The organism is Variovorax sp. ISS6, from assembly GCF_056523145.1.
On record NZ_JAWRZC010000002.1, the window covers coordinates 183691 to 205333 of the forward strand.

At 70.6% G+C, this 21643-nt stretch carries 17 protein-coding genes; all 17 read right to left on the minus strand.

Going from position 1 to position 21643, the window contains the following annotated elements; all coding sequences use genetic code 11:
- Positions 1 to 50: 50 nt before the first annotated feature.
- The 17 genes from acs to urtC all read right to left on the minus strand — a co-directional run bounded on the left by acs (position 51) and on the right by urtC (position 21643).
- Positions 51 to 2048 (minus strand): acetate--CoA ligase, encoded by a 1998-nt coding sequence (gene acs / locus AC1HIL_RS32810; protein WP_479669138.1) that lies wholly within the window; start codon positions 2046 to 2048, stop codon positions 51 to 53.
- Between the two features lie 38 nt (positions 2049 to 2086).
- Positions 2087 to 3391, minus strand: coding sequence for an MgtC/SapB family protein (locus AC1HIL_RS32815; RefSeq protein ID WP_479669137.1), 1305 nt, complete (start codon positions 3389 to 3391; stop codon positions 2087 to 2089).
- A 4-nt stretch (positions 3392 to 3395) separates the two neighbouring features.
- Positions 3396 to 5000, minus strand: coding sequence for an alkaline phosphatase D family protein (locus AC1HIL_RS32820; RefSeq protein ID WP_479669136.1), 1605 nt, complete (start codon positions 4998 to 5000; stop codon positions 3396 to 3398).
- Positions 5001 to 5050: 50 nt separating this feature from the next.
- The gene (locus AC1HIL_RS32825; RefSeq protein ID WP_479672801.1) at positions 5051 to 6118 is read right to left on the minus strand and encodes a porin; all 1068 of its coding nucleotides are present in this window, start codon (positions 6116 to 6118) and stop codon (positions 5051 to 5053) included.
- 112 nt (positions 6119 to 6230) lie between these two features.
- Positions 6231 to 7490: an alkaline phosphatase family protein gene (locus AC1HIL_RS32830; protein WP_479669134.1), complete on the minus strand. Its 1260-nt coding sequence runs from the start codon at positions 7488 to 7490 to the stop codon at positions 6231 to 6233.
- Positions 7487 to 8287, minus strand: a complete 801-nt coding sequence (locus AC1HIL_RS32835; RefSeq protein ID WP_479669133.1) for a phosphodiesterase — start codon at positions 8285 to 8287, stop codon at positions 7487 to 7489. Before AC1HIL_RS32835 ends, AC1HIL_RS32830 begins: the two co-directional genes overlap by 4 nt.
- The gene (locus AC1HIL_RS32840; protein WP_479669132.1) at positions 8284 to 9984 is read right to left on the minus strand and encodes a dipeptide ABC transporter ATP-binding protein; all 1701 of its coding nucleotides are present in this window, start codon (positions 9982 to 9984) and stop codon (positions 8284 to 8286) included. The genes AC1HIL_RS32835 and AC1HIL_RS32840 overlap by 4 nt, the downstream gene beginning before the upstream one ends.
- 14 nt (positions 9985 to 9998) lie before the next feature.
- Positions 9999 to 10844, minus strand: coding sequence for an ABC transporter permease (locus tag AC1HIL_RS32845; protein WP_261210613.1), 846 nt, complete (start codon positions 10842 to 10844; stop codon positions 9999 to 10001).
- A 3-nt stretch (positions 10845 to 10847) separates the two neighbouring features.
- Positions 10848 to 11804, minus strand: a complete 957-nt coding sequence (locus AC1HIL_RS32850; RefSeq protein ID WP_093346069.1) for an ABC transporter permease — start codon at positions 11802 to 11804, stop codon at positions 10848 to 10850.
- Between the two features lie 49 nt (positions 11805 to 11853).
- Positions 11854 to 13419 (minus strand): ABC transporter substrate-binding protein, encoded by a 1566-nt coding sequence (locus AC1HIL_RS32855; RefSeq protein WP_479669131.1) that lies wholly within the window; start codon positions 13417 to 13419, stop codon positions 11854 to 11856.
- A 109-nt stretch (positions 13420 to 13528) separates the two neighbouring features.
- Positions 13529 to 14974, minus strand: coding sequence for a phosphonoacetaldehyde dehydrogenase (gene phnY / locus AC1HIL_RS32860; RefSeq protein WP_422099179.1), 1446 nt, complete (start codon positions 14972 to 14974; stop codon positions 13529 to 13531).
- Positions 14971 to 16068 carry an iron-containing alcohol dehydrogenase PsrA gene (gene psrA / locus AC1HIL_RS32865; RefSeq protein WP_479669130.1) on the minus strand — a complete coding sequence of 366 codons (1098 nt, stop codon included), beginning with the start codon at positions 16066 to 16068 and terminating at the stop codon, positions 14971 to 14973. The genes phnY and psrA overlap by 4 nt, the downstream gene beginning before the upstream one ends.
- Before the next feature lie 10 nt (positions 16069 to 16078).
- Complete coding sequence (gene phnA / locus AC1HIL_RS32870) at positions 16079 to 17317, minus strand: phosphonoacetate hydrolase (protein ID WP_479669129.1); 1239 nt, start codon at positions 17315 to 17317, stop codon at positions 16079 to 16081.
- A gap of 172 nt (positions 17318 to 17489) precedes the next feature.
- On the minus strand, positions 17490 to 19031 hold the full coding sequence (locus AC1HIL_RS32875) for an amidase (protein WP_479669128.1): 1542 nt from the start codon (positions 19029 to 19031) through the stop codon (positions 17490 to 17492).
- Positions 19032 to 19086: 55 nt separating this feature from the next.
- A complete protein-coding gene (locus tag AC1HIL_RS32880) occupies positions 19087 to 19779 on the minus strand; it encodes an ATP-binding cassette domain-containing protein (RefSeq protein WP_479669127.1) in 693 nt (230 codons plus the stop codon).
- Positions 19773 to 20531, minus strand: a complete 759-nt coding sequence (urtD, locus tag AC1HIL_RS32885) for an urea ABC transporter ATP-binding protein UrtD (RefSeq protein ID WP_479669126.1) — start codon at positions 20529 to 20531, stop codon at positions 19773 to 19775. The genes AC1HIL_RS32880 and urtD overlap by 7 nt, the downstream gene beginning before the upstream one ends.
- Positions 20528 to 21643 (minus strand): urea ABC transporter permease subunit UrtC, encoded by a 1116-nt coding sequence (urtC, locus tag AC1HIL_RS32890; protein WP_479669125.1) that lies wholly within the window; start codon positions 21641 to 21643, stop codon positions 20528 to 20530. The genes urtD and urtC overlap by 4 nt, the downstream gene beginning before the upstream one ends.

Here is a 21643-nt window from a genome sequence, read left to right on the forward strand (position 1 = left end):
AGGTGCCCTCTCCTACAGCGAAGGAGGTCTTCGGACCGTGTTTCCGCGGATCAATTCGCCTGCGACAACTGCTCCAGGATCGCCGGGTTCTCGAGCGTCGAGGTGTCCTGCGTGATCGCCTCGCCCTTGGCGATGCTGCGCAGCAGCCGCCGCATGATCTTCCCGCTGCGCGTCTTGGGCAGGTTGTCGCCGAAGCGGATGTCCTTGGGCTTGGCGATCGGCCCGATCTCCTTGGCCACCCAGTTGCGCAACTCGGTGGCGATCTGCTTGGCCTCCTCGCCGGTCGGGCGCGCGCGCTTGAGCACCACGAAGGCGCACACCGCCTCGCCCGTCACGTCGTCCGGACGCCCCACCACCGCGGCCTCGGCCACGAGGTCGGTCTTGGACACCAGCGCCGACTCGATCTCCATCGTGCCCAGCCGGTGGCCCGACACATTGAGCACGTCGTCGATGCGGCCCGTGATGCGGAAGTAGCCGCGATCCGCGCTGCGCACCGCGCCGTCGCCGGCCAGGTAGATCGTGCCGCCCATCTCCTCGGGGAAATAGCTCTTCTTGAAGCGCTCGGGGTCGTTCCAGATGGTGCGGATCATCGAGGGCCAGGGCCGCTTGATCACCAGCATGCCGCCCGCGCCGTTGGGCAGGTCCTTGCCGGTCTCGTCCACGATCGCGGCCATGATGCCCGGCAGCGGCAAGGTGCACGAGCCCGGCACCAGCGGCGTGGCGCCCGGCAGCGGCGTGATCACGTGGCCGCCGGTCTCGGTCTGCCAGAAGGTGTCGACGATCGGGCAGCGCTCGCCGCCGATATTGCGGTGGTACCACATCCAGGCCTCGGGATTGATCGGCTCGCCGACCGAGCCGAGGATGCGCAGGCTCGTGAGATCCCAGTTCTTCGGATGCACCTTCTCGTCGCCCTCGGCCGCCTTGATCAGCGAGCGGATCGCGGTGGGCGCGGTGTAGAACACGCTGACCTTGTGCTTCTCGATCATCTGCCAGAAGCGCCCCGCGTGCGGGAAGGTGGGAACGCCCTCGAACACCACCTGCGTGGCGCCGGCCGCGAGCGGGCCGTAGGCGACGTAGGTGTGGCCCGTGATCCAGCCGATGTCGGCGGTGCACCAGAACACGTCCTCGGGGCGGATGTCGAAGGTCCAGTCCATCGTCATCTTGGCCCACAGCAGGTAGCCGCCGGTGGCGTGCTGCACACCCTTGGGCTTGCCGGTGGAGCCCGAGGTGTAGAGGATGAAGAGCGGGTGCTCGGCATTCACCGGCTCGGGCGCGCACTCGCTGCTCTGGCCGGCCAGCGCCTCGGCGAAGGTCTTGTCGCGGCCTTCGACGCGGTTCCAGGCCGAGGGTGTGCGTTCGTAGACGAACACGGTCTTGATCGACTCGCAGCCGCCGAGCGCGATGCCGTCGTCGACGATGGCCTTGAGCGGCAGCTCCTTGCCGCCGCGCAGCTGGAAGTTGGCGGTGATGACCGCGACCGCGCCGGCGTCGATGATGCGTTCCTGCAGCGCCTTGGCCGAGAAGCCGCCGAACACCACGCTGTGGGTGGCGCCGATGCGCGCGCAGGCCTGCATCGCGATCACGCCCTCGACCGTCATCGGCATGTAGACGATGACGCGGTCGCCCTTCTTGATGCCCTGCGCCTTGAGCGCATTGGCGAACTGGCTCACGCGCGCGAGCAGCTCCTTGTAGGTGACCTGGGTGACGGTGCCGTCGTCGGCCTCGAAGACGATGGCGGTCTTGTTCTCGACCGGCGTGCCGATGTGGCGGTCGAGGCAGTTGGCGCTGGCGTTGAGTTCGCCGTCGCCGAACCATTGGTAGAACGGCGCGTTCGATTCGTCGAGGATCTTGCTGAAGGGCTTCGTCCACTGCAGGTGGGTCGTGGCCTGGCGGCTCCAGAAGCCTTCGAAGTCTTCCTCCGCTTCCTTGCACAGCGCCTCGTAGGCGGCCATGCCGGAAATGCGGGCGCCTTGCGTGGCGCGGGCATCGGGCGGGAACACGCGGTTCTCGACCAGGACGGATTCGATGTTCTTCGAGGGATGGCTCATGGGTATGGGGTTCAAGAAGTGAGGGACCGATGCGGCGCTCAACCGACGCTCGGCAGGATCAGCGGCAGCACCAGGTGCCGGCCGGCCAGCCCGACGGCGCCTGCAACGGCGATGCACAGCATGGCCGTGCACAGCTTCGTGGTGAGGCTGCGTTCGCGCGTGCGCAGCACGAAGGACATGCTGAACGCGATGCTCGTGAGCGAGGCCAGCACCGCGCCCGTGCCGGCGGTGGTGGCCGACAGGCTGCCCTGCGACGCGAGCGCGGCGGCCGCGGCCACGGCGCTCGCGCTCGACATCAGGCCGCCGACCACGCTCACGAAGTAGAAGCCCGCATCGCCGAACTGCCGCTGCGTGAGGCCGCCGACGATGTGCAGCACCAGGAACACCACGCCGTACTTGAGCGCCAGCGGCAGCGAGAACGGCAGGTCGAGCTTGATCTCGGGCACGTCGGGCACGGGGCCGCGCGTGGCTCGCCGGTAGCTCCATAGCACGAGCACCGCGCTCGCGAGCATCATCAGCGCGAAGGCGCCCGAGGCGCCCAGCAGCGCGAGCGGCGCCAGGATCAGCAGCAGCCCGGCATTGCGCACCACCATCGCGGTGGTCGCCAGCAGGATGCCGCGATAGGCCGTGCCCACGTAGGCGCCGCGCGTGGCGACCACGCGCGAGGCCATCTCGATCACCGTGAAGTTGCTGTTCACCAGCCCGCCGAGAAAGCCCGAGAGCTCGGTGCCGCGCGTGCCGTAGAGCTTCCAGAGGATGTAGTTCACGAAGCCGATGCCCGCGATCAGGATCACCGTGACCCAGGCGGCGCGCGGCTCCACCAGGTGCCACGGTCCCACGGCCCCGGCCGGCAGCGCCGGATAGATCACGATCGCGAGGATGGCCAGCAGCAGTGCCGAGCGCATCTCGCTTTCGGTCAGCCCGGCCGAGAAGCCGGCCAGCCGTTCCTTCCACGCCAGCAGCGCGGTGGCCAGCACCATCACGGCCGCGGGCGAGATGGTGTGGCCCTGGCCGCAGAGCACGCCGGCCAGGCAGGTCACGAGCATGGCGGCCGAGGTCGTGAGCTCGGCGCCCTGCCCGGCGCGCAGCGTCTGCACGTTGAGCAGCACCGCGAGCACGCCGACCAGCGCCAGGCACAGCAGCGCCACCGGCATGCCGAGCAGGCCGCCGAGCGCGCCGAGCAGGCAGATGAAGCCGAAGGTGCGCAGCCCCGCCTCCTTGCCGCGGCGCTCGCGCTCCAGCCCGATCAGCAGGCCGAGCGCCAGGCTCAGCGCCAGCCGCACCAGGATCTCCAGGTAGGGCCACTCGGCCCCGGTGGTCATGGGGATGGTCTTGTCTGGCATGGGGTCAGACCGCCCGGGGACCCGGCACGCAGTCGTCGACCGCGAAGCGCGCCAGCGTCGAGATGCCGCTGTCGGGTTGTGCGACGTCGTCGAGCACGCGCAGCGAGGTGACCCAGCGCCCGGGCGTCACGTCGGCCACCGCATAGCCGCGCCGGTCGGAACGCGCGAGCAGGATGTGCGGGTTGTTGTCGGCGATCTCCTGCGCGCGGCTCTGCGCCGTGCCGCTGGCCGAGGCGATCGAGGTGCCGCAGAACTCGCTCGCGATGACCGGCGACTGCGGCCGCGAGAAGTCGGCCAGCACGCGGCTGACGTAGTTCTGGTGGATGTCGCCGCCGAGGAACACGGTGTTGCGCGCGCCCGCGCCCTGCACCGCGTCGAGCACGCGCTGGCGGCTCGCGGGATAGCCGTCCCAGGTGCTGGGGTGGTAGCTCTCGGCCGGCAGCGGCTTGTAGTTGCGCTGCGCGAAGATGGTCTGCTGCGCCACCACGCTCCAGCGCTCGCCCAGCGCGGCGTCCTGCGCCAGGCCCTGCTCGAGCCAGCGCTCCTGGTAGCTGCCGAGGATCGAGCGCGCGGGGTCGCGCAGCTCGGGGCAGCCCGTGGGCGTCACCGAGCTCGGCGATTCCTCGCCGGGCACGCGGCAGGGCTGGCGGTCGCGGTACTGGCGCGTGTCGAGCATGTGGAAGCGCAGCAGCCGGCCCCAGGCATGCCGCTCGTAAATGCGCAGGCCGTCGAGCGTGCCGAGCCCGCCGACACCCTGCGTGAGCACCGAGGCGCGCAGCGGCATGTTCTCGTAGAAGGCCTGGTAGCCGGCGCCGCGCCGCGCGAGGAAGTCGCCCGCCGGGCCGGTGCCTTCGAGGCCCGCGTAGTCGTTCTGCACCTCGTGGTCGTCCCAGGTCACGAGCCACGGGCAGGCGCGGTGCGCGGCCTGCAGCTGCGCGTCGGTCTTGTAGAGCGCGTAGCGGTCGCGGAAGTCCGCGAGCGTCTTGGCGGCCGGCAGCGTGTGGGTGCGCACCAGCTGGTAGCTCGGCGGCTTCTTCGGCATCGCGTATTCGTAGACGTAGTCGCCGAGGAACACGACCAGGTCGAGGTTCTCGTCGAGCATGTGGCGGTAGCCCGCGTAGTGGCCCTGCTCCCAGCGCTGGCACGAGACGAAGGCGAAGCGCGTGCGCCCGGGCATGGCGTGCAGGGCCGGCGCGGTGCGCGTGCGCGCCGTCTGCGTGACCGCGTCGCCGTGCATGAAACGGTAGAAGTACCAGCGGTCCGGCCGCAGGCCCGACACCTCCACGTGCACCGCGTACCCGAGCTCGGCCAGCGCGTTCGCCTGGCCCGCGCGCACGATGCGGCGGAAGGCCTCGTCCTCGGCCACCTCCCAGCGCACCGTCAGCGCGGCGGGCAGCGGCAGGCGCGGCGTGTCGAAGGGCACGGTGCCGGGCACCGGGCCGTCGAGCGGCCGGGTCCACAGCACGAAGCCGTCGGGGGTCGGCGACCCGCTGGCGACGCCGAGCGGGAACAGTTCGCGCTGGGCCAGCGTGTTCGACCAGCTCCAGCGCGGCAGGGAGGTGGCGACCGCGGCGGCCGAGGCCAGGCGGATGAGATCGCGACGGTGCATGCTTGTCTCCAATCGTGGATTGTGGGGGTGGTTGTGCGGGACGGGCGCGCTCAGAACGCGTGGCGGATGCCGAAGTTCTGGCCACTGGCCGCGTGGTCGGCGAGGCCTGCGACGTCGCCGCCGACGGTCAACGCGGCGCCGCGCCGGTTGCGCACGTGGGCAAAGGTCGCGTAGAGCGCGGTGCGCTTCGACAGGTGGTGCACGTAGCCGAGCGCGATCTTGCTGGCGCGCGAGCGGTCGCCCGGGTAGCGGAAGGCCACCTGCCCGTAGCTCGCGCGGATCTCGCCGGGGCCGACCGGCACCGTCACGCCGACGGTCGCGCCTTCGAAGCGCTTGTGGCCCAGCGGCATCTCCACCCGGTCCTGCGCGTAGAGCGCCTCGACCGATGCCACGCCGAAGTCGTAGGCGACGCCGATGCTGGCAGAGCGGATGTCGCGCGGGCGCGTGGTCGGCGCCTTCGGCCCGCCCATGGTCCGGCTGTAGGCCGCGCCCACGCGGAACGCGCCCTGCCGGTAGCCGAGGCGCCCGCCGAGGTAGCGCTCCGCGTCGCCGCCGTCGACCGCCTCGGGCAGGCCGTACTGGAACTGGCCCGAGAAGCCGCCCAGGTCGCGCGGCAGGAAGTAGCCGACCGAGTTGCTCACGCGCACATGGGAGCTCTGACCCGCGTTGGCGCTGCCGTAGAGGATGGCGCGGCCGCGGTAGACGATGCTCTCGCCGACGCCGTTGGTGACCCAGGGCCCCGAGAAGTCCGACTGGATCAGGTAGGTCGGCGTGTAGTCGCGGCCCAGCCGCAGCTCGCCCCAGGGGCCGGCCAGGCTCACGGTCGAGCGCCGCGCGAGGTCGAAGGACGTCGGGTTGTCGACCGCGAGCGAGCCCTCGAGCCAGAAGCCCGCGCTCAGGCCGCCGCCCAGGTCCTCCTGGCCGCGAAAGCCCAGGCGGCTGCTCGCGAGCCCGTCGGAGGCCAGCGCGGTCTGGCTGCCCTTGCCGTGCACGCGGTAGTGGGCGACGCCGGTGTCGATCAGCCCGAACAGCGTGACGCTCGACTGGGCATGGCAGGCACCGATGGCGAGCATGGCGCCGCCGGCGATGACGGGGGTGAATCTTCTTTGTCTCTTCATCTTTTTCTTCGAGTGGTGGGGGTGACCCAGGGATGGCGACGCGCAGGCGGGCCCCTCACGCGCATGCGTGACGAATCCATCCGGCGTCGGGGGAGCGAAAGACGCGGCGCGTCTACTGCAATGCGCGTCCCTGCATGCCGTCCGCCGCCACGCCGAGGTGGCGCAGCACGGTCGGCGCGATGTCGATCAGCGACGCGGGTTGGCGTCGCTCGCCGGGACGAAGCCCTCCCCCTCTCAGGTAGAGAAAGGGATGCTGTTCGTGCTCGCCCAGTCCGCCGTGCTGCGCGCAGCCGACGGGCGATGAATCGCTGAACGGGCTCAGCAGCGAGACGCTGCGGCCCGGTACGCCATGGGGATTGGTGCTCGCGTCATGGCGCAGCGCCAGCGCGAGTCCGAGCGGGCCCTCGGTCGGCAGGCCGATCTCTGCGAGGGCCCGGCCGGCGAACACACGCCCGGTGAAGTCCTGGTCCTGCAGCCACCGCACGAGCGCGGGAATGGCGTCGCGCGCCTCGTCGGCGAAGTAAAGCAGCGCGGCATTGCCGTTGGGCGCCACCACCACCTCCCGCGATTCGCGCGACTGCTTCCAGCCGGCCTCGACCAGCAGCGCGTCGAGGTCGATCTTGCGTTGCACCGTCTCCATGCCATGGTCGGAACAGGCGACCAGCAGGATCTCGTCGCCGGCCGGATCGAGCGCCTCCACGGTGCGCCGCACCTGGTCGACGCAGGCATCGGCGTGGGCGATCATCGCCAGGTGCTCGCCCGATCCGAGCGGCACGCCGTGCGCCGTGTGGTCGGGCTCCGAGAGCCACAGCACGGCCAGCGCGGGCGCGCGTTCGCGCAGCACCTCGCGGCAGAAGCGATCGGTCATCGCCCGGTCGCCCGCGGCGCCCACCTCGATGGCCAGGCCGTCCGTCAATGCGGCGCCGCCCGGTCCGCGCGAGCCGGCGCGGTGGTAGACATGGCCGAAGCCGTCGGGGTCCTGCAGGTAGGCCGCGCCCGGCGACACGTTCGACATGACGATCGCGCCGCCCTGCCGCGCCAGCCGCTCGGCCCAGGTCGGGCGCCGCAAGGTGCGGCCCGTGGCGCGGCGCAGGCGCTCGAGGAAGTCGGGCTTGCCCACCGACAGCCGCACCAGCGCGCCCTGCTCGCGCAGCACCATGGTGTTGCCCAGCAGGCCGTGGGCGGCCGGCAGGCAGCCGGTGGCCATCGAGGCCGAGCTGGTGCGCGTGGTCGAGGGAAAGACGCCACGCGCCGAAACGAAGTCGGCGCCCTGCGCGCGCAGCGCCGCGAGCGCGGGAGCCACGTCGGGCGTGACCAGGTCCGCGCACAGGCTGTCGCAGACCACCACGACGGCGCGCCGCCGGCTGCTCATTTCGAAACGTCCCGGGGCGCCGGGAGCGTGGACTTGTCGAGGTAGTCGTGGAAGTGGACCGTGACCTGGTCCGCCGCGAGGAACACCACCGCATAGGCCGGCGGCTCGTGGCTCTTGGGCACCGGCGAGATGGTGTGCAGATCGAACGGCACCTGGTGGTTGAGGCCGCGCATGGTCGAAAACGGGATGCCGCGCCAACTGCCGCAGACCGGCCGGTGCACGTGGCCGAAGAACAGGTGGCGCAGGTTGCGCCGGCCCGCCACCAGCCGCGCGAAGGGCTCGGGGTTCGCGAGGCCGATGCGGTCGAGGCACGGAATGCCGATGTCGAACGGCGGGTGGTGCATGAACAGGTAGGTCGGCCGCTCGCCGAGTCGGTCGAGCTCGGCCGCGAGCCAGGCCAGACGCTGCTCGCAGTACAGGCCGCCGTTGCGGCCTTCGTCGAGCGTGTCGAGCAGCAGGAAGCTCGCGTCGGCCAGGTCGAAGCGGCCCTGCACGAAGCCGTTGCCGTCGCTCGGCCCGCCCGGGCATTGCGCCGCCAGCAGCGCGCGGATGTCGTGGTTGCCCACCAGCGGGAAGCACGGCATGGGCAGCCGCGCGAGCTGGGTGCGCAGCGCCGCGTAGGCCGCGCTCTCGCCGCGGTGCGCGAGGTCGCCCGTGATCACGCAGCAGGCCGCGTCGCGGTGGTGCTCGAGGATGTCGTCGACGCAGGCGGCGAGCCGCGCGTACGGGTCCAGGCCGTGCAGGATCTCGCCGGGCGCGACGAGGTGGGGATCGGTGATATGGATGAACTTGGTCATGCGGCAAGGGTTTCGGGTGAGGCGGTCACGGAATGCAGGGCGGTGGCCTGCAGCAGCAGGCGCGTGTAGTCGTCGGCCGGGGCATCGAAGACCTGGCGTGTGGCGCCGGCCTCGCGGACCTCGCCATGGCGCAGCACCACGACGCGGTCGGCCATGCGCCGGACCACGCCGAGGTCGTGGCTGATGAACAGGTAGGCCGTGCCGGTCTTGCGCTGCAGCTCGAGCAGCAGCTCCAGCACCTGGGCCTGCACCGACACGTCGAGCGCCGAGGTGATCTCGTCGCAGACGATCAGGTCGGGCTCGGCCGCGAAGGCGCGCGCGATGGCGACGCGTTGCTGCTGCCCGCCCGAGAGCTGGCGCGGGTAGCACTCGAGCAGCGCCGGATCGAGGTGCATCGCCCGCATCAGCGCCTGCGCGCGTTCGCGCAGCGCCGGGCCGCGCAGCCCGGTGAACAGGGTCAGCGGCCGCTCGAGGATGGCGGCGATGCGCTGGCGAGGATTGAGCGAGGACAGCGGGTCCTGGAACACGATCTGCACCCGCCGGCGCAGCGTCGGCGAGCGGTCGGTGGCCTTCGCGGCCAGCGGCTGGCCATCGAAGTGCAGCGAGCCGCCCGACGGCGCCATCAGCCCCGCGACCAGCGAGGCCGCGGTGGACTTGCCGCTGCCCGACTCGCCGACCAGGCCGAGCGTCTCGCCGCGCCCGATCGCGAAGGACAGGCCCGCCAGCGCGGGCCGCGCCGTGGCCGGCGGGGGCTGGAACCAGGCGCGGCGGCGCGCCGGGTAAGAGAACGCCAGGTCCTTGGCCACGAGCAGCGCGTCCTGCGCCTGCTGCTGCTCGCGCTCAGGCGGCTCGGCATCGACGCGCGGAATGGCCGCGATCAGCTGCCGCGTGTAGACATGCGCGGGCGCGCCGAAGATGCGCGCGGCCGGCCCCTGCTCGACGATGCGGCCCTGGTGCATCACGATCACCTGGTCGCACATGCGCGAGATCACGCCGAGGTCGTGGCTCACGTAGATCAGCGAGGTGCCGAAGCGCTCGCGCAGCGTGCGCACCAGTTCCAGCACCTGGACCTCGGTGGTCTTGTCGAGCGCGGTGGTCGGCTCGTCGAGCACCAGCACGCCCGGGTCGCCGGCCAGCGCCGCGGCGATCACCACGCGCTGGCGCTGGCCGCCCGAGAGCTCGTGCGGAAAGCGCGCGCAGATGCCCTTCGGATCGGGCAGGTTGGTGGCCTCGAACAGCTCGAGCGTGCGCGCCCGCGCCTCGGCGGCGCCGCAGCCGCGCAGGTGGCGCACGGCCTCGTCGACCTGGTCGCCGATGCGCATGTGCGGCGTCAGCGAGCTCAGCGGGTTCTGCGGCACGAAGGCGATGTGCCGGCCGCGCAGCCGGCGCCGCGCCGGTTCGTCCAGGCGCAGGATGTCCTCGCCCGCGATGCGCACCGCGCCCGCGGTGATCACGCCGCCGGGCCGGCAATGGCCCAGCAGGGTGCGCGCCACGGTCGACTTGCCCGAGCCGCTCTCGCCGACGATGCCCAGGCTGCTGCCGGCCTCGACCGTGAACTCGACGCCGCGCACCGCGCCGACGATCTCTCCGTCGGCGCGCCGGTAGCCGATGCCCAGGCCCTGGACCTCGAGCCGTCCGCCGATGCGGCGCGCCCCCTGCTGGCGCCGTGCCAGCGCGTTGGATTCGGGATGCTTCATCGTTGCCTGTTCCTTCATGCCGCGTCCTGGCCGCGCGTGGCGTCCAGTCCCAGGGCCCGTGCCAGCGCCTCGGCGCCGAAGTTGAGTCCCACCACCAGCGTGGAGATGAAGACCGCCGGCGCCAGCACCAGCCAGGGTGCGAACGCGAGCTGGCTCACGCCCTCGGCGACCATCAGCCCCCAGTCGGGCGTGGGCGGCGAGATGCCCATGCCCAGGAAGGACAGCGAGCTCAGCAGCAGGATCGCGTGCGACATGCGGATCGCGAACTCGACGTAGACCACGTCGAGCGTGTTGGGCAGCAGCTCGCGCAGGATGATCGACACCGTGCCCTCGCCGCGCAGCTGCGCGGCCTTCACGTAGCCCAGCTGCACCTGTGTCAGCGCCTGGGCCCGCACGATCCGGATCACGCCCGGGAAGTACACCATCCCGATGAGCACGATCAGCACCGGCAGCGATTCGCCGAAGCCGACCGCGAACAGTGCGACGAACAGGATGCCCGGCAGCGCCAGCTTGAGGTCGACGATGCGCATCATCACGTCGTCGAACAGCCCGCCGAGGTAGGCGGCCGTCACGCCGAGGATGCTGCCGACGCCGACCGCAACGACCACGCCCGTGAAGGCGGCCAGCAGCGCCGTGCGTCCGCCCCACAGCAGGCGCGACAGGTAGTCGCGGCCCAGCACGTCGGTGCCGAGCCAGAACTCGGCGCTCGGCGGCTCGGCGCGGCCGCCGTTGAGCGACATCGGGTCGTAGGGCGCGATCCAGGGCGCGGCCAGCGCGACGGCCAGGTGCAGCACGACGATGCCGATGCCGAACAGGGCCACGGGCCGCAGCAGCGCGTGGTGGTTGATCTTGAACATCATGATTCAGCGGCTCCTGGCGCGGGGGTCGAGGGCGGCCACCGCGAGGTCGGCCAGCAGGTTCATCGAGACGACGGCCAGGGCCGCCAGCAGGCTGATGGCCTGCACGATCGGCACCTCGCGCTTGTCGACGGCCTGCAGCAGGATCATTCCGAGCCCGGGATAGCCGAACACCTTCTCGACCACCACGATGCCGCTGAGCAGGCCGGCCACGTAGAGCGCGGCCGAGTTGAGCGCCGGGATCACCGAGGCCGGCAGCGCATGGCGCAGGATCAGCCGCAGCTCGCCCAGGCCGGTGAAGCGGGCGCGCTCGACGTAGTCGCTGGCCAGCGACTCGATCAGCCCGGTGCGGATCAGCTGCACCAGGTGGGCGATGGAGCCGAACACGATCGTCGCGACCGGCAGCACCGACACGGCCAGCAGCGCCGACGGCGGCGCGTCGGCGAAGGCCAGGATCACGGCCGGGAAGACCGGGATCCAGATCGCGAACACCAGCACCAGCAGGTTGCCCGAGGCGAACTCGGGGATCGAGTAGCCGATCACCGCGCCCATCGACGCCAGCGTGTCGGGCAGCCGGCCGCGCCAGAAGGCCGCGACGATGCCCAGCAGCAGCGACACCGGAATGGCCACCAGCGCCGTCACGGCCGCGAGCAGCAGCGAGTTCTTCACCGGCTCGCGGATGATCTCGACCACCGGCGTGCCGCCGAGGATGGTCTTGCCGAAATCGCCGCGCATGGCGCCCGTGAGCCACTCGAAGTAGCGCACCGGCGCCGGCCGGTCGAGGCCGAGGTCGTGGCGCTTTCGCGCCAGGTCCTCGGGATTCATCATCGCGATCTCGTCGGCCGTGAGGCTGACTTCGAGCGCGTCGCCGGGCAGCACCTCGGTCGCCACGAACACCAGCATCGAGGCCAGCAGCAGGGTCAGCGCGTAGAGGCCCACGCGCCGCAGGAAGGTCATGAGCATGATGGGTCGCCGTTCGCGCGCGGTTCGGTGAAGGGGATGCGGGGCCGGCTCACGATTTCCAGACCTCGTCGAAGCGCATCGACCAGAACTGCGAGTGGTTGCGCAGGTCGTGCACGTTGGGCTTGTGGATCAGCAGGTTGCGCCGTCCGCCCGCGGACAGGGTCGGCACCTCGTCGCGCAGGATCTCCTGCATGCGCACGTAGTTCGCGCGCCGTTTCTCGGTGGAGGGCTCGGCCAGCGACTTCTGGTAGAGCGCCATGTACTCGTCGCAGCCCGCGCCGCGCCAGTAGCCGCTCTCGTTGTTGTCGGGCCGCAGCCGGTACAGGCTCACGCCCGGATTGCGCGGGCCGGCCGGCGTGTAGGCGAAGCGGTGCTTGCGCGTCTTCTCGGCATCCTCGACGCGCCACTGGCGGTAGCCGTCGCTCGGCCGCTGCTCGATCGGCAGCACGATGCCGGCCTCCTTCACCGACTCGGCCAGCACCTGGAACACGCACGGCACCTCGGGCCAGGTGGGCGCGAAATAGAAGGTCGGCAGTTTCACGCCGTTGGGATGGCCGGCCTCGGCCAGCAGCGCGCGCGCCCGTGCCACGTCGTGCATGCGCTGCAGCGGCTGGAAGGCGGCATTGGCCGGCGTCAGGTGCGAGTCGTTGCCGACCCAGCCGGCCTTCTTGCCGTAGACGATGCGGATGATCTTCTCGCGGTCCACCGCCAGCGCCAGGGCCTGCCGCACGCGCTTGTCGTCGAGCGGCGAGCCCTCGACCTTGGGGATCACCATCAGCGCCTGGTCGCCGCTGCTCGACAGGCTGTACTTGAGGTCGGGCGTGCGCTCGAGGTCGGGCAGCAGACCGGGGTCGACGCCGATCACGGCATCGAACAGGCCGCCGCGGAATCCGTTCAGCGCGCCTTCCATGCGGCCGGGCGAACTCACGACCTCGAGCCGGTCGAGGTAGGGAAAGCCGGCGCGCCAGTATTTCTCGTTGCGCTCGAGGATGATGCGGCGCTTGGGATCGAGGCTCGCGATCCGGAACGGCCCGGTGCCGATGCCCGCGAGGCCGATCGCGTCCTTCTCGGCCGCCGGCATGATCATCAGGTGGTACTCGGCGAGCACGTAGGGGAACTCGCTGTTCGGCGCGTCCAGCGTCATGCGCACCTTCCTGCCCACTTTCTCGACCTTGACGATCTGCTTGGCGTAGCCGGTCGCGGTCTGGTGGAAGCGGTAGGACGACACCACGTCGTCGGCCGTCATCTCGCGGCCGTCGTGGAACAGCACGCCTTCGCGCAGCGTGATGTCCCAGACCTTGAGGTCGGCGCTCGGCTCCCAGGCCGTGGCGAGCTCGGGCTGCACCTCGAGGTTCTCGTCGACCCAGGTCAGCGCGTTGTAGGCGCTGCGGTTGTTGAGGTCGAGCCAGTGCTGGGGATGGCGGCCGGTGCGCGCATCGCCCATCCGGTTGTTCGGGTAGGTGTTGGTGTAGACGAAGGTGCCGCCGCGCTTGGGGGCGGCCTGCGCCGCCCGCGGAAAGAGCAGCTCGCCGAGCGAGAGCGCGGCGCCGGCGCCGGCGCCCGTCAGCAATCGGCGGCGCATGGCGTCGATCGGGCAGTTGTCGTTGGGTTTCATCGTGTCTCCTGGCAGTCATCGGGCGCCTGGCCGGCGCTCTTCGGTTCGCGCGGCCTCGCATCGCATGTCGATGCGAGGCCGCGCGCCGTTCAGTCCATTGTCGGTGGGCTCACCATGGCAGCGAGAGCGTCTTGCAGTTGGTGAACGACTTGATCGCCTCCTGCACCCCTTCCTTGTAGCCAAGGCCCGAGTCCTTGATGCCGCCGAAGGGCGTGAGCTCGATCCGGTAGCCCGGCACCTCCCAGAGGTTGACGGTGCCGACCTTGAGCTCCTTGGCGAAGCGCATCACGTCGTCCATGCGGTTGGTGCAGATGCCCGACGAGAGGCCGAAGGCGGTGCCGTTCGACATCGCGATGGCCTCGTCGATGTTCGCGAAGCGCAGGATCGGCGACACCGGGCCGAAGGTCTCCTCGCGCACCACGGTCATCTCGGGGCGCACCCGGTCGAGCACCGTCGGCGCGTACAGCGCGCCCTCGCGCTCGTTGCCGGCCAGCAGCCGCGCGCCCTGCGCGACCGCCTCTTCGACCACCGCCTGGAAGCGGCGCGCCGCGGCCTCGTCGATCACCGTGCCCATGTCGTTGCCCGCATCCATCGGATCGCCGAACTTCCAGGCGCGGGTCTTGGCCACCACGCGCTCGGTGAACTCCGCGGCCACCTTCTCGTGCACCAGCATGCGCTTGACGGCGGTGCAGCGCTGGCCCGAGTTCTTGTAGGAACCCTGCACGGCGAGATCGCTGGCGCGGTCGAGGTCGGCGTCGTCCATCACGATCAGCGGGTCGTTGCCGCCGAGCTCGAGCACGATGCGCCGGTAGCCGGCCTTGTTCGCGATGTACTTGCCGATCTCGACGCCGCCGGTGAAGGTGATCAGCTCCACGTGGCGGTGGGTCAACATCTCGTCGGCGATCTCGCGCGGGTCGCCCGTGATCACCTGCAGCATCTCGGGCGGCAGGCCGGCTTCGTACAGCAGGTCCGCGAAGTACAGCGCCGACAGCGGCACCTTCTCCGAGGGCTTGAGCACCATGCGGTTGTTGGTCGCGACCGAGGGCACCACCTTGTGGGCCACCTGGTTCATCGGGTGGTTGAAGGGCGTGATGGCGGTGATCACGCCCAGCAACGGCTCGCGCGTGGTAATCACCTTGCGCTGCTTGCCGTGCGGCGTGAGGTCGCACGAGAACACCTGGCCGTCGTCGCGCAGCGCCTCGTTGGCGCCGAAGTTCAGCACGTCGGCCACGCGGCCGATCTCGTAGATGCTGTCCTTCTTCGACAGGCCCGACTCGCTGGTGATCAGCGTGGAGGCCTCGTCGGTGCGCGCGCGCAGCAGCAGCGCGGCACGGTTGAGGATCGCGGAGCGCTCGTAGCGCGACAGGCGCGGCACGTAGGCGTGCGCGATCTCGTAGGCGCGCCGCACGTCCTCCAGCGTGGCCATGGCGACGGTGCCCACCGTCTCGCCGGTGTAGGGGTTGCGCACGGCGATCGTGCGCGGCGTGTGGACCTTCTCGCCGCCGATGCGCAGCGCTTCGACGCGGATGTCCTGTCTGTCGAGAATGGCGTTCATGCCGCCTCCTTCTGTTGGGTGCCGATGAAGTTCTTGCCGCGCGCGCCGGTCAGCGCATGCGCGACCATGCGGTCCGCCTGCTCGCTCGACACGCCGTAGTCCGAGAAATGCGTCTTGACGCCCAGGCGCTCGATGAAGCCGGCCAGCTTCTCCGGCGCGCGGTCCAGCGGGCCGAGCGCGCGCTCGAGCACCGCGTCGCGGCCGGCGTCCTGCCCGATCGCGCGCCGCAGCACCATCGGCAGCGGGAACGAACAGGCGATGCCGTGCGGCAGGCCATAGCGCAGGGTCATCTCGTAGGAGATGGAATGCGCGAGCGCGGTGCGGGTGTTCGAGAAGGCCATGCCGGCCTGCAGCGCGGCCAGCGCCATGCGGGCGCGCAGATCGAGGTCGTCGAGCTTGTCCATCAAGAGCGGCAGGGTCTCGAAGATCTGCTGCACCGCCGCGACCGCGAAGGTGTCGGACAGCGCGTTCGCATTCACGTTCCAGATCGCCTCGAGCGCATGCGACAGCGCGTCGAGACCGCTCTGCAGCGTCACCGAGGCCGGCAGCGAGAGCATCAGCTCGGGGTCGACGATCGCGATGCTGGGCCAGGTCTCGGGAAGGTGCAGCGAATGCTTGCGCTGCGCCTCGCGGTCCCAGATCGTGGCCCAGGGCGTGACCTCGCTGCCGGTGCCGGCGGTCGTCGGCACCGCGATCAGCGTCTTCACGCGCGCCGGCACGAAGGGGCCGCCCGCGGCCAGGGCCGCCACCAGGTCGTCGAAGCGGCCGCTTCGCGTGCCGACCATCAGCGCCTTGGCGGTGTCGATCGCGCTGCCGCCGCCGACCGCGACCAGCACCTCGGCCTGCGCCGACTCCTGCCAGAACGCCTCGTAGAGGGCCCGCAGTTCGGCCACGTCGGGGTTTGGCAGCACCGCGTCGATCACCCCGGCCAAGCCGTCGCCGAGCAGGGCCTGCAGCCGGTCGACGAGCCCGAAGCGGCGCGCCTCCGGAAAGGTCACGACCACGGCCTTGCGGCCGGCCAGCAGCTTCGGCAGGGACGACAGAGCCCCTGCCCCGTACACGCTGCGCACGGGATTGAAGAATTCCTGGGACATCTGGACCTCTTCAGTGGGCGGCGCCCGCATGGTTCAGGGCCAGGTCGAAGACGTCGAAGTTGCGCAGCCGGCGGCGCGGGTCCACGCCCTGCAGCGCGCGGTTGAACAGCAGCGGCACCTTCTGCTCCGAGATGCCGCCGTGCGAGCGCAGCGGCACCGTGAGGCCGCTGAGGTCGTGCCGCGCCGCGCTGGTGCCCAGCACCGTCAGGTGGTCGCCGACCACGACCAGGTCGCCGATGCGGTCGCCCGCGAGCTCGAACTGCCGCACCGCCTGGTCGCGCGTGAGCACCTGCTCCACGCCGGGCAGACCGGCCAGCGCCTCGTGCACCTGTTCCAGCGGCGCGCGGTTGACGTACACCGTCGCGAACGAGCCAAGCGCGCCGTGGTGCACCACGTAGGGATCGGTGATCGGCAGGATCACGCGCGTGCTGGCCTCGCCGAGCCGCGCATCGAGTTCCTGCTGCAGGTAGAGAACGCGCGGATTGCCGGCCGCGTCGGTCTTGGGGCTCATGCCATGGTCGGCCGTGAGGCCGATCACCGCGCCCAGTGCGTCGAGCCGCGCGAGGTAGCCGTCCATCATCGCGTAGAAGGCGTTGGCCTCGGGCGTGCCGGGCGCGCACTTGTGCTGCACGTAGTCGGTGGTCGAGAGATACATCAGGTCGGGCTTGCGCGTCTCGAGCAGGCGCACGCCGGCGGCGAAGACGAACTCGCTGAGGTCGGCGCTGTAGACCGAGGGCACGGGCTTGCCGACCAGATCGAGCACCCGGTCGATGCCGCATTCGGCGACGGTCGCCTTGTCGGCCTTCTCGGCCGAGAAGCAGATGCCGCGCAGGCCGTGGCCGAGCATGGTGCGCAGCTTGTCCTTGGCGGTCACGGCCGCCACCAGCGCGCCGGCATCGGAGAAGGCCGACAGCAGCGTGGGCGCGCGCAGGTACTCGGGGTCGTTCATCATGACCTCCTTGTCCGCCGCCACGTCGTAGAAGAAGTTGCCGCAGATGCCGTGCACCGAGGGCGGCACGCCGGTCACGATCGACACGTTGTTCGGGTTCGTGAAGCTCGGGACCACGCAGTCGCCGATCAGCGAGCTGCCCTGCTCGAGCATGCACTGCAGGAACGGCGCCGCGCCGGCCTGGATCGCCTGCGTGATGTAGTCGGGCTCGCAGCCATCGACGCACACCACGACCACCGGCGCGCGCGGCTTCGCGTAATGCCGTCCATTGGCCAGGACGGTCTCGGCTTGAAATGTCATCGGGAAGCTCCTTTGGAAATCAGTGACTTGTCTCGGAGACCTTGTCGTCTCGCGCTGGGTGCACTGTCCGCTCGAAGCTTCTATTCGTCCAATTCAAGTTTTTCGGGCAATGTATTGAGCAGAGCTATACATCGCCCGGGAAAGTACGGAGACGGCGCTCCGTACGCTGCGCTCAGGCGGCCGCGAGCCACGGCGCCTTGCGATGCCGCGTCGCCGTCTCGTAGTCGTGCGCCAGCGCGAGCAGGGTCGCCTCGCTCCACAGCGGCCCGACGAACAGCAGGCCGAACGGCGCGCCCGAGGCGTAGTAGCCCGCGGGCACCGTCACGGCCGGCAGGCCCGCGATGTTGAGCTCGCCCACCGTGGTCTCCTGGATCGTGCCGCCGCGCGTGACCGGCAGCTCCTCGCGCATCTGCGGGAACACCAGCGCGTCGAGCTGCTTGCGCGCGAACACCGCGTCGACGATGCGCAGATAGGCCTCCTTGAGCGCGATGAAGTCCGACAGGTCGGGCGGCGTGCCCGGCGACCTGAGCGCGGCCGCGAACTGCGGCAGGTTGTGCAGGTAGCTCAGCACGCCGCCGGGGGCGAAGGCGGATTCCTTCTCGGTCGCCTTCGCGAAATCGGCGAAGGACTTGAGCGCGGCGTCGGGGCCCAGCCGCTCGAGGTATTTCTGCAGGTCGTAGGGCACCGACTCCATGCCGCGCGCATCGAAGTTCGTGAGCGGCAGCGTGGGTTGGCGCAGCTGCGCGAAGCCGCTGTCGGCGAAGGGATCGTCGACCAGCACCGCGCCGCGCTGCACGAGTTCCTTTGCCGCGCGCGCATAGAGCTCGCTCGCCTCGGCCGACAGCGGCTGGGTGCGCCAGCCCGGTCCGTACAGGCCGATGCGCGCGCCCGCGAGGTTGCGGCTGCCGAACTGCGCGGTGTAGCCGCCCACCGGCTTCTTGCCGACGCCGGCCAGCGTCTTCGGATCCTCGGGCGAGTAGCCCGCGAGCACGTCGAGGCACAGCGCCGCGTCCTTCACGGTGCGCGCGATCGGGCCCACCACGTCGCGGTTGCCCGACAGCGGCATCACGCCCGCATTGGGCACCAGGCCGATGGTGGGCTTGATGCCGACCAGGTCCTGCGCCGAGGCCGGGTTCTGGATCGAGCCGCCGGTCTCCTCGGCCAGGCCCAGCACGGCCATGCTGGCGCCGACCGCGGTGGCCGTGCCCGCGCTGCTGCCGCCGGGCACGCGATCGGGCAGCACCACGTTGAGCGTGGGGCCGGCCCAGCTGTCGTCGGCATGGGTGCCGGTGTGGCTCAGCACCGGCACGTTGGTCTTGCCGAGGATGACGGCGCCGGCAGCGCGCATGCGCGCCACCACGGGCGCGTCGGTGGCGGGCATCAGGTCGACGCCGCCGCTCTTGCCGTGCAGCAGCGACCAGCCGGCCGTGGTCGGGAAGCCGACCATGTCCATCGGGTCCTTGACGACCACGGGCACGCCCGCGAGCGGGCCGAGCGCCTCGCCGGCCGCGCGCCGGCGGTCGATGGCGCGCGCGTCGTCGATGGCCTCGTCGTTGAGGAAGATGATGGCGTTGTAGCGCCCGTTCCAGGTCTCGATCTGCGCGAGGCAGGCGTGCGCGAGCGACTCGGCCGTGAAACTGCCGTTGCGAAAGCCTTCCTGCACGGTGTCGACGGTCAGCGTGGCGAGGTCGATGGCGGGGGTGGTCTGGCTCATGGCGAAGAAACTCCTCGTGAATGCGGTGAATGAAGAGGGAGACAAAAAGGGAAATTCAGAAGGTCATGTGGCGATCGATGATCTCGTCGCTCAGCTGCTCGATGGGACCGCTCTCGACGATCGCTCCCTTCTCGAACATGGCGAAGCCGCTGGCCACGCGGCGCACGAAGTCGATGTTCTGCTCGACCAGCACCATCGTCAGGCCGAGCTCGCGGTTCATGCGCGCGATCGCGGCCTCGATCTCCTGCACCAACGAGGGCTGGATGCCCTCGTTGGGTTCGTCGAGCAGCATCACGCTCGGTTGCGCCGCGAGGGCGCGCGCGAGTGCGAGCTGCTGCTGCTGGCCGCCCGAGAGCACGCCGCCCGGGCGGTCGAGGTTGGCCGCCAGGTACGGGAACAGCTCGAGCGCCAGCGGCGGTATCGCGCGCGGCCCGCGGCCCGAGAAGGCACCCATCAGGATGTTCTGGCGCACGCTGAAGTCCGGGATGATCTCGCGCCCCTGCGGCACGTAGGCGATGCCGCCGCGCGCGCGCAGGTGCATGGGCAGCCCGTCGATGCGCAGGCCGTCGAGTTCGATGCGGCCCGTGGCGCGCACCATGCTGCCCATCAGGGTGCGCAGCAGCGTGGTCTTGCCCATGCCGTTGCGCCCGAGGATGGCGGTGATCTTCCCCTTCGGGATGGAGAGGCTCACGTCCTGCAGCGCGTGGCTGCGGCCGTAATAGCTGTCGACGTTGGCGAGTGTCAGCATGTTGATGCGATTCCGTGAGATCCGAGGTAGGCCTGACGGACGCGCGCATCGCGTTCGATCTCGGCGACGCTGCCCTCGGCCAGCACGCGGCCCAGGTGCAGCACAGTGATGCGCTCGGCGATGTCGCGCACGAAGGCCATGTCGTGCTCCACCACCAGGATGGTGTGGCGCCCGCGCAGACTCTTGAGGATCTGCGCGGTCTTGCGCGTTTCGCCGGCCGTCATGCCGGCCGTGGGTTCGTCGAGCAGGACCACCTTCGGCTGCTGCGCGATCAAGAGGCCCAGCTCCAGCCACTGCGTCTGGCCGTGGCTCAGGTCGCCGGCCTGCTGCTGCTGCACCTCCTCGAGGCCGGCCAGGGCCAGGATCTCGTCGACACGGCGGTCGGTCTCGCGCCCGAAGCCCCAGCGCAGGTTGCGCAGGATCGAGGGCTCGCGGCTCGCGGCCACGCACAGGTTGTGGCGCACCGTGAGCTCGCGGAACACGCTCGGGATCTGGAACTTGCGGCCGATGCCCGCGCGTGCGATCCGGTACTCGGGCCAGTTCGTGAGGTCGCGCCCGTGCAGCTCGACCCGCCCCTCGGTGCTGCGCGTCTTGCCCGAGATCAGGTCCATCAGCGTGGTCTTGCCCGCGCCGTTGGCGCCCAGCAGCACGCGCAGCTCGCCCTCGGCCACGCGCAGCGACACGCCGTCCACCGCCTTGAAGCCGCCGAAGCTCACGCCCAGCGCATGCAGTTCGAGTGCGATGTCGCTCATGGCGCACCTCCGCCAGCACGGCGCTGGCCGATGCGCTCGAGCAGGTCGTGCGCCCAGCCCGCCATGCCCTTGGGCAGGTACAGCACCACCAGCACGAAGGTCAGCCCCACGATCACGCGCCAGGCCTCGACCAGCGACTGGGTCTCGCTCGCCGTGGCCTCGAGCATATTGATCAGGATCGCGCCGATGCACGCGCCCAGCAGCGAGGCGCGCCCGCCCACCGCGGCCCACACCACCATGGTGATCGAGAAGCTCAGGTCCATGAAGGTGGGCGAGGCGAACTCGGCCACCACCACGTAGAGCATCCCGGCCACCGCGGCGATGGCCGCCGACAGCGCGAAGAAGAAGGTCTGGTAGTGCGCCACGTCGAAACCCAGGTAGCGCGCGCGCTGCGGATCGCCCGAGGTGGCGCGCAGGATCACGCCGGCGCGCGTGGCGAGCAGCGCGCGCGCGCCGACCAGCACCACGGCGAGCACGCCCGCGACCAGGTAGTAGGTCGACACGCCGTAGGGATCGAGCTCGTGCCCCGCGATGCGCAGCCAGGCCAGGTCCGACAGCCCGTTGAAGCCGTTGGTGATCGGCTGCGCGTCGACCAGCAGCAGGCGCACCAGCAGCACCAGGGCCAGCGTGACGATCGAGACGAACACGCCCGCGATGCGCTTGCGGAACAGCAGCGCGCCGAGCACGAAGGCCACCAGCGCCGGCAGCAGCAGGCCCATGGCGAGGCCGAACCCCTGCGACTGGAACGGCTGCCACAGGAAGGCGCCCGGGTTGATGCAGCACAGGTCGACGGTGGCGCCGGGCTGCGCGTTCGACAGCATGAAGTCCGGCACCGGGTTGGCACCGCCATGCTGCAGGCTGGTGGGGCTGGCCATCTTCAGCGACATGGCCAGCATGTAGGCGCCGAGGCCGAAGAACAGCCCCTGCCCCAGATTCAGGATGCCGGCATAGCCCCAGCTCATGGCGACGGCGATGCCGAGCATGCCGAACACCAGGTACTTGGCGAGCCGGTTGAGCCAGAAGCCGTCGAGCACCAGCGGTGCCAGCGCGACCAGGGCCAGGAAGAGTGCGTAGGCGGCGAAGGTCGCGCGCCGGTCCAGAGGAGTGCCCAT

Bases quoted from the DNA above. Each gene is read 5' to 3' on its own strand.
- AC1HIL_RS32835 (WP_479669133.1), bottom strand. From the start codon at position 8,287: ATGACCAAGTTCATCCATATCACCGATCCCCACCTCGTCGCGCCCGGC.
- AC1HIL_RS32825 (WP_479672801.1), bottom strand. From the start codon at position 6,118: ATGAAGAGACAAAGAAGATTCACCCCCGTCATCGCCGGCGGCGCCATG.
- AC1HIL_RS32850 (WP_093346069.1), bottom strand. From the start codon at position 11,804: ATGCTCATGACCTTCCTGCGGCGCGTGGGCCTCTACGCGCTGACCCTG.
- AC1HIL_RS32820 (WP_479669136.1), bottom strand. From the start codon at position 5,000: ATGCACCGTCGCGATCTCATCCGCCTGGCCTCGGCCGCCGCGGTCGCC.
- AC1HIL_RS32830 (WP_479669134.1), bottom strand. From the start codon at position 7,490: ATGAGCAGCCGGCGGCGCGCCGTCGTGGTGGTCTGCGACAGCCTGTGC.
- AC1HIL_RS32815 (WP_479669137.1), bottom strand. From the start codon at position 3,391: ATGCCAGACAAGACCATCCCCATGACCACCGGGGCCGAGTGGCCCTAC.
- phnA (WP_479669129.1), bottom strand. From the start codon at position 17,317: ATGACATTTCAAGCCGAGACCGTCCTGGCCAATGGACGGCATTACGCG.
- phnY (WP_422099179.1), bottom strand. From the start codon at position 14,974: ATGAACGCCATTCTCGACAGACAGGACATCCGCGTCGAAGCGCTGCGC.
- urtC (WP_479669125.1), bottom strand. From the start codon at position 21,643: ATGGGCACTCCTCTGGACCGGCGCGCGACCTTCGCCGCCTACGCACTC.
- AC1HIL_RS32855 (WP_479669131.1), bottom strand. From the start codon at position 13,419: ATGAAACCCAACGACAACTGCCCGATCGACGCCATGCGCCGCCGATTG.
- AC1HIL_RS32875 (WP_479669128.1), bottom strand. From the start codon at position 19,031: ATGAGCCAGACCACCCCCGCCATCGACCTCGCCACGCTGACCGTCGAC.
- acs (WP_479669138.1), bottom strand. From the start codon at position 2,048: ATGAGCCATCCCTCGAAGAACATCGAATCCGTCCTGGTCGAGAACCGC.
- AC1HIL_RS32880 (WP_479669127.1), bottom strand. From the start codon at position 19,779: ATGCTGACACTCGCCAACGTCGACAGCTATTACGGCCGCAGCCACGCG.
- urtD (WP_479669126.1), bottom strand. From the start codon at position 20,531: ATGAGCGACATCGCACTCGAACTGCATGCGCTGGGCGTGAGCTTCGGC.
- AC1HIL_RS32840 (WP_479669132.1), bottom strand. From the start codon at position 9,984: ATGAAGCATCCCGAATCCAACGCGCTGGCACGGCGCCAGCAGGGGGCG.
- AC1HIL_RS32845 (WP_261210613.1), bottom strand. From the start codon at position 10,844: ATGATGTTCAAGATCAACCACCACGCGCTGCTGCGGCCCGTGGCCCTG.
- psrA (WP_479669130.1), bottom strand. From the start codon at position 16,068: ATGTCCCAGGAATTCTTCAATCCCGTGCGCAGCGTGTACGGGGCAGGG.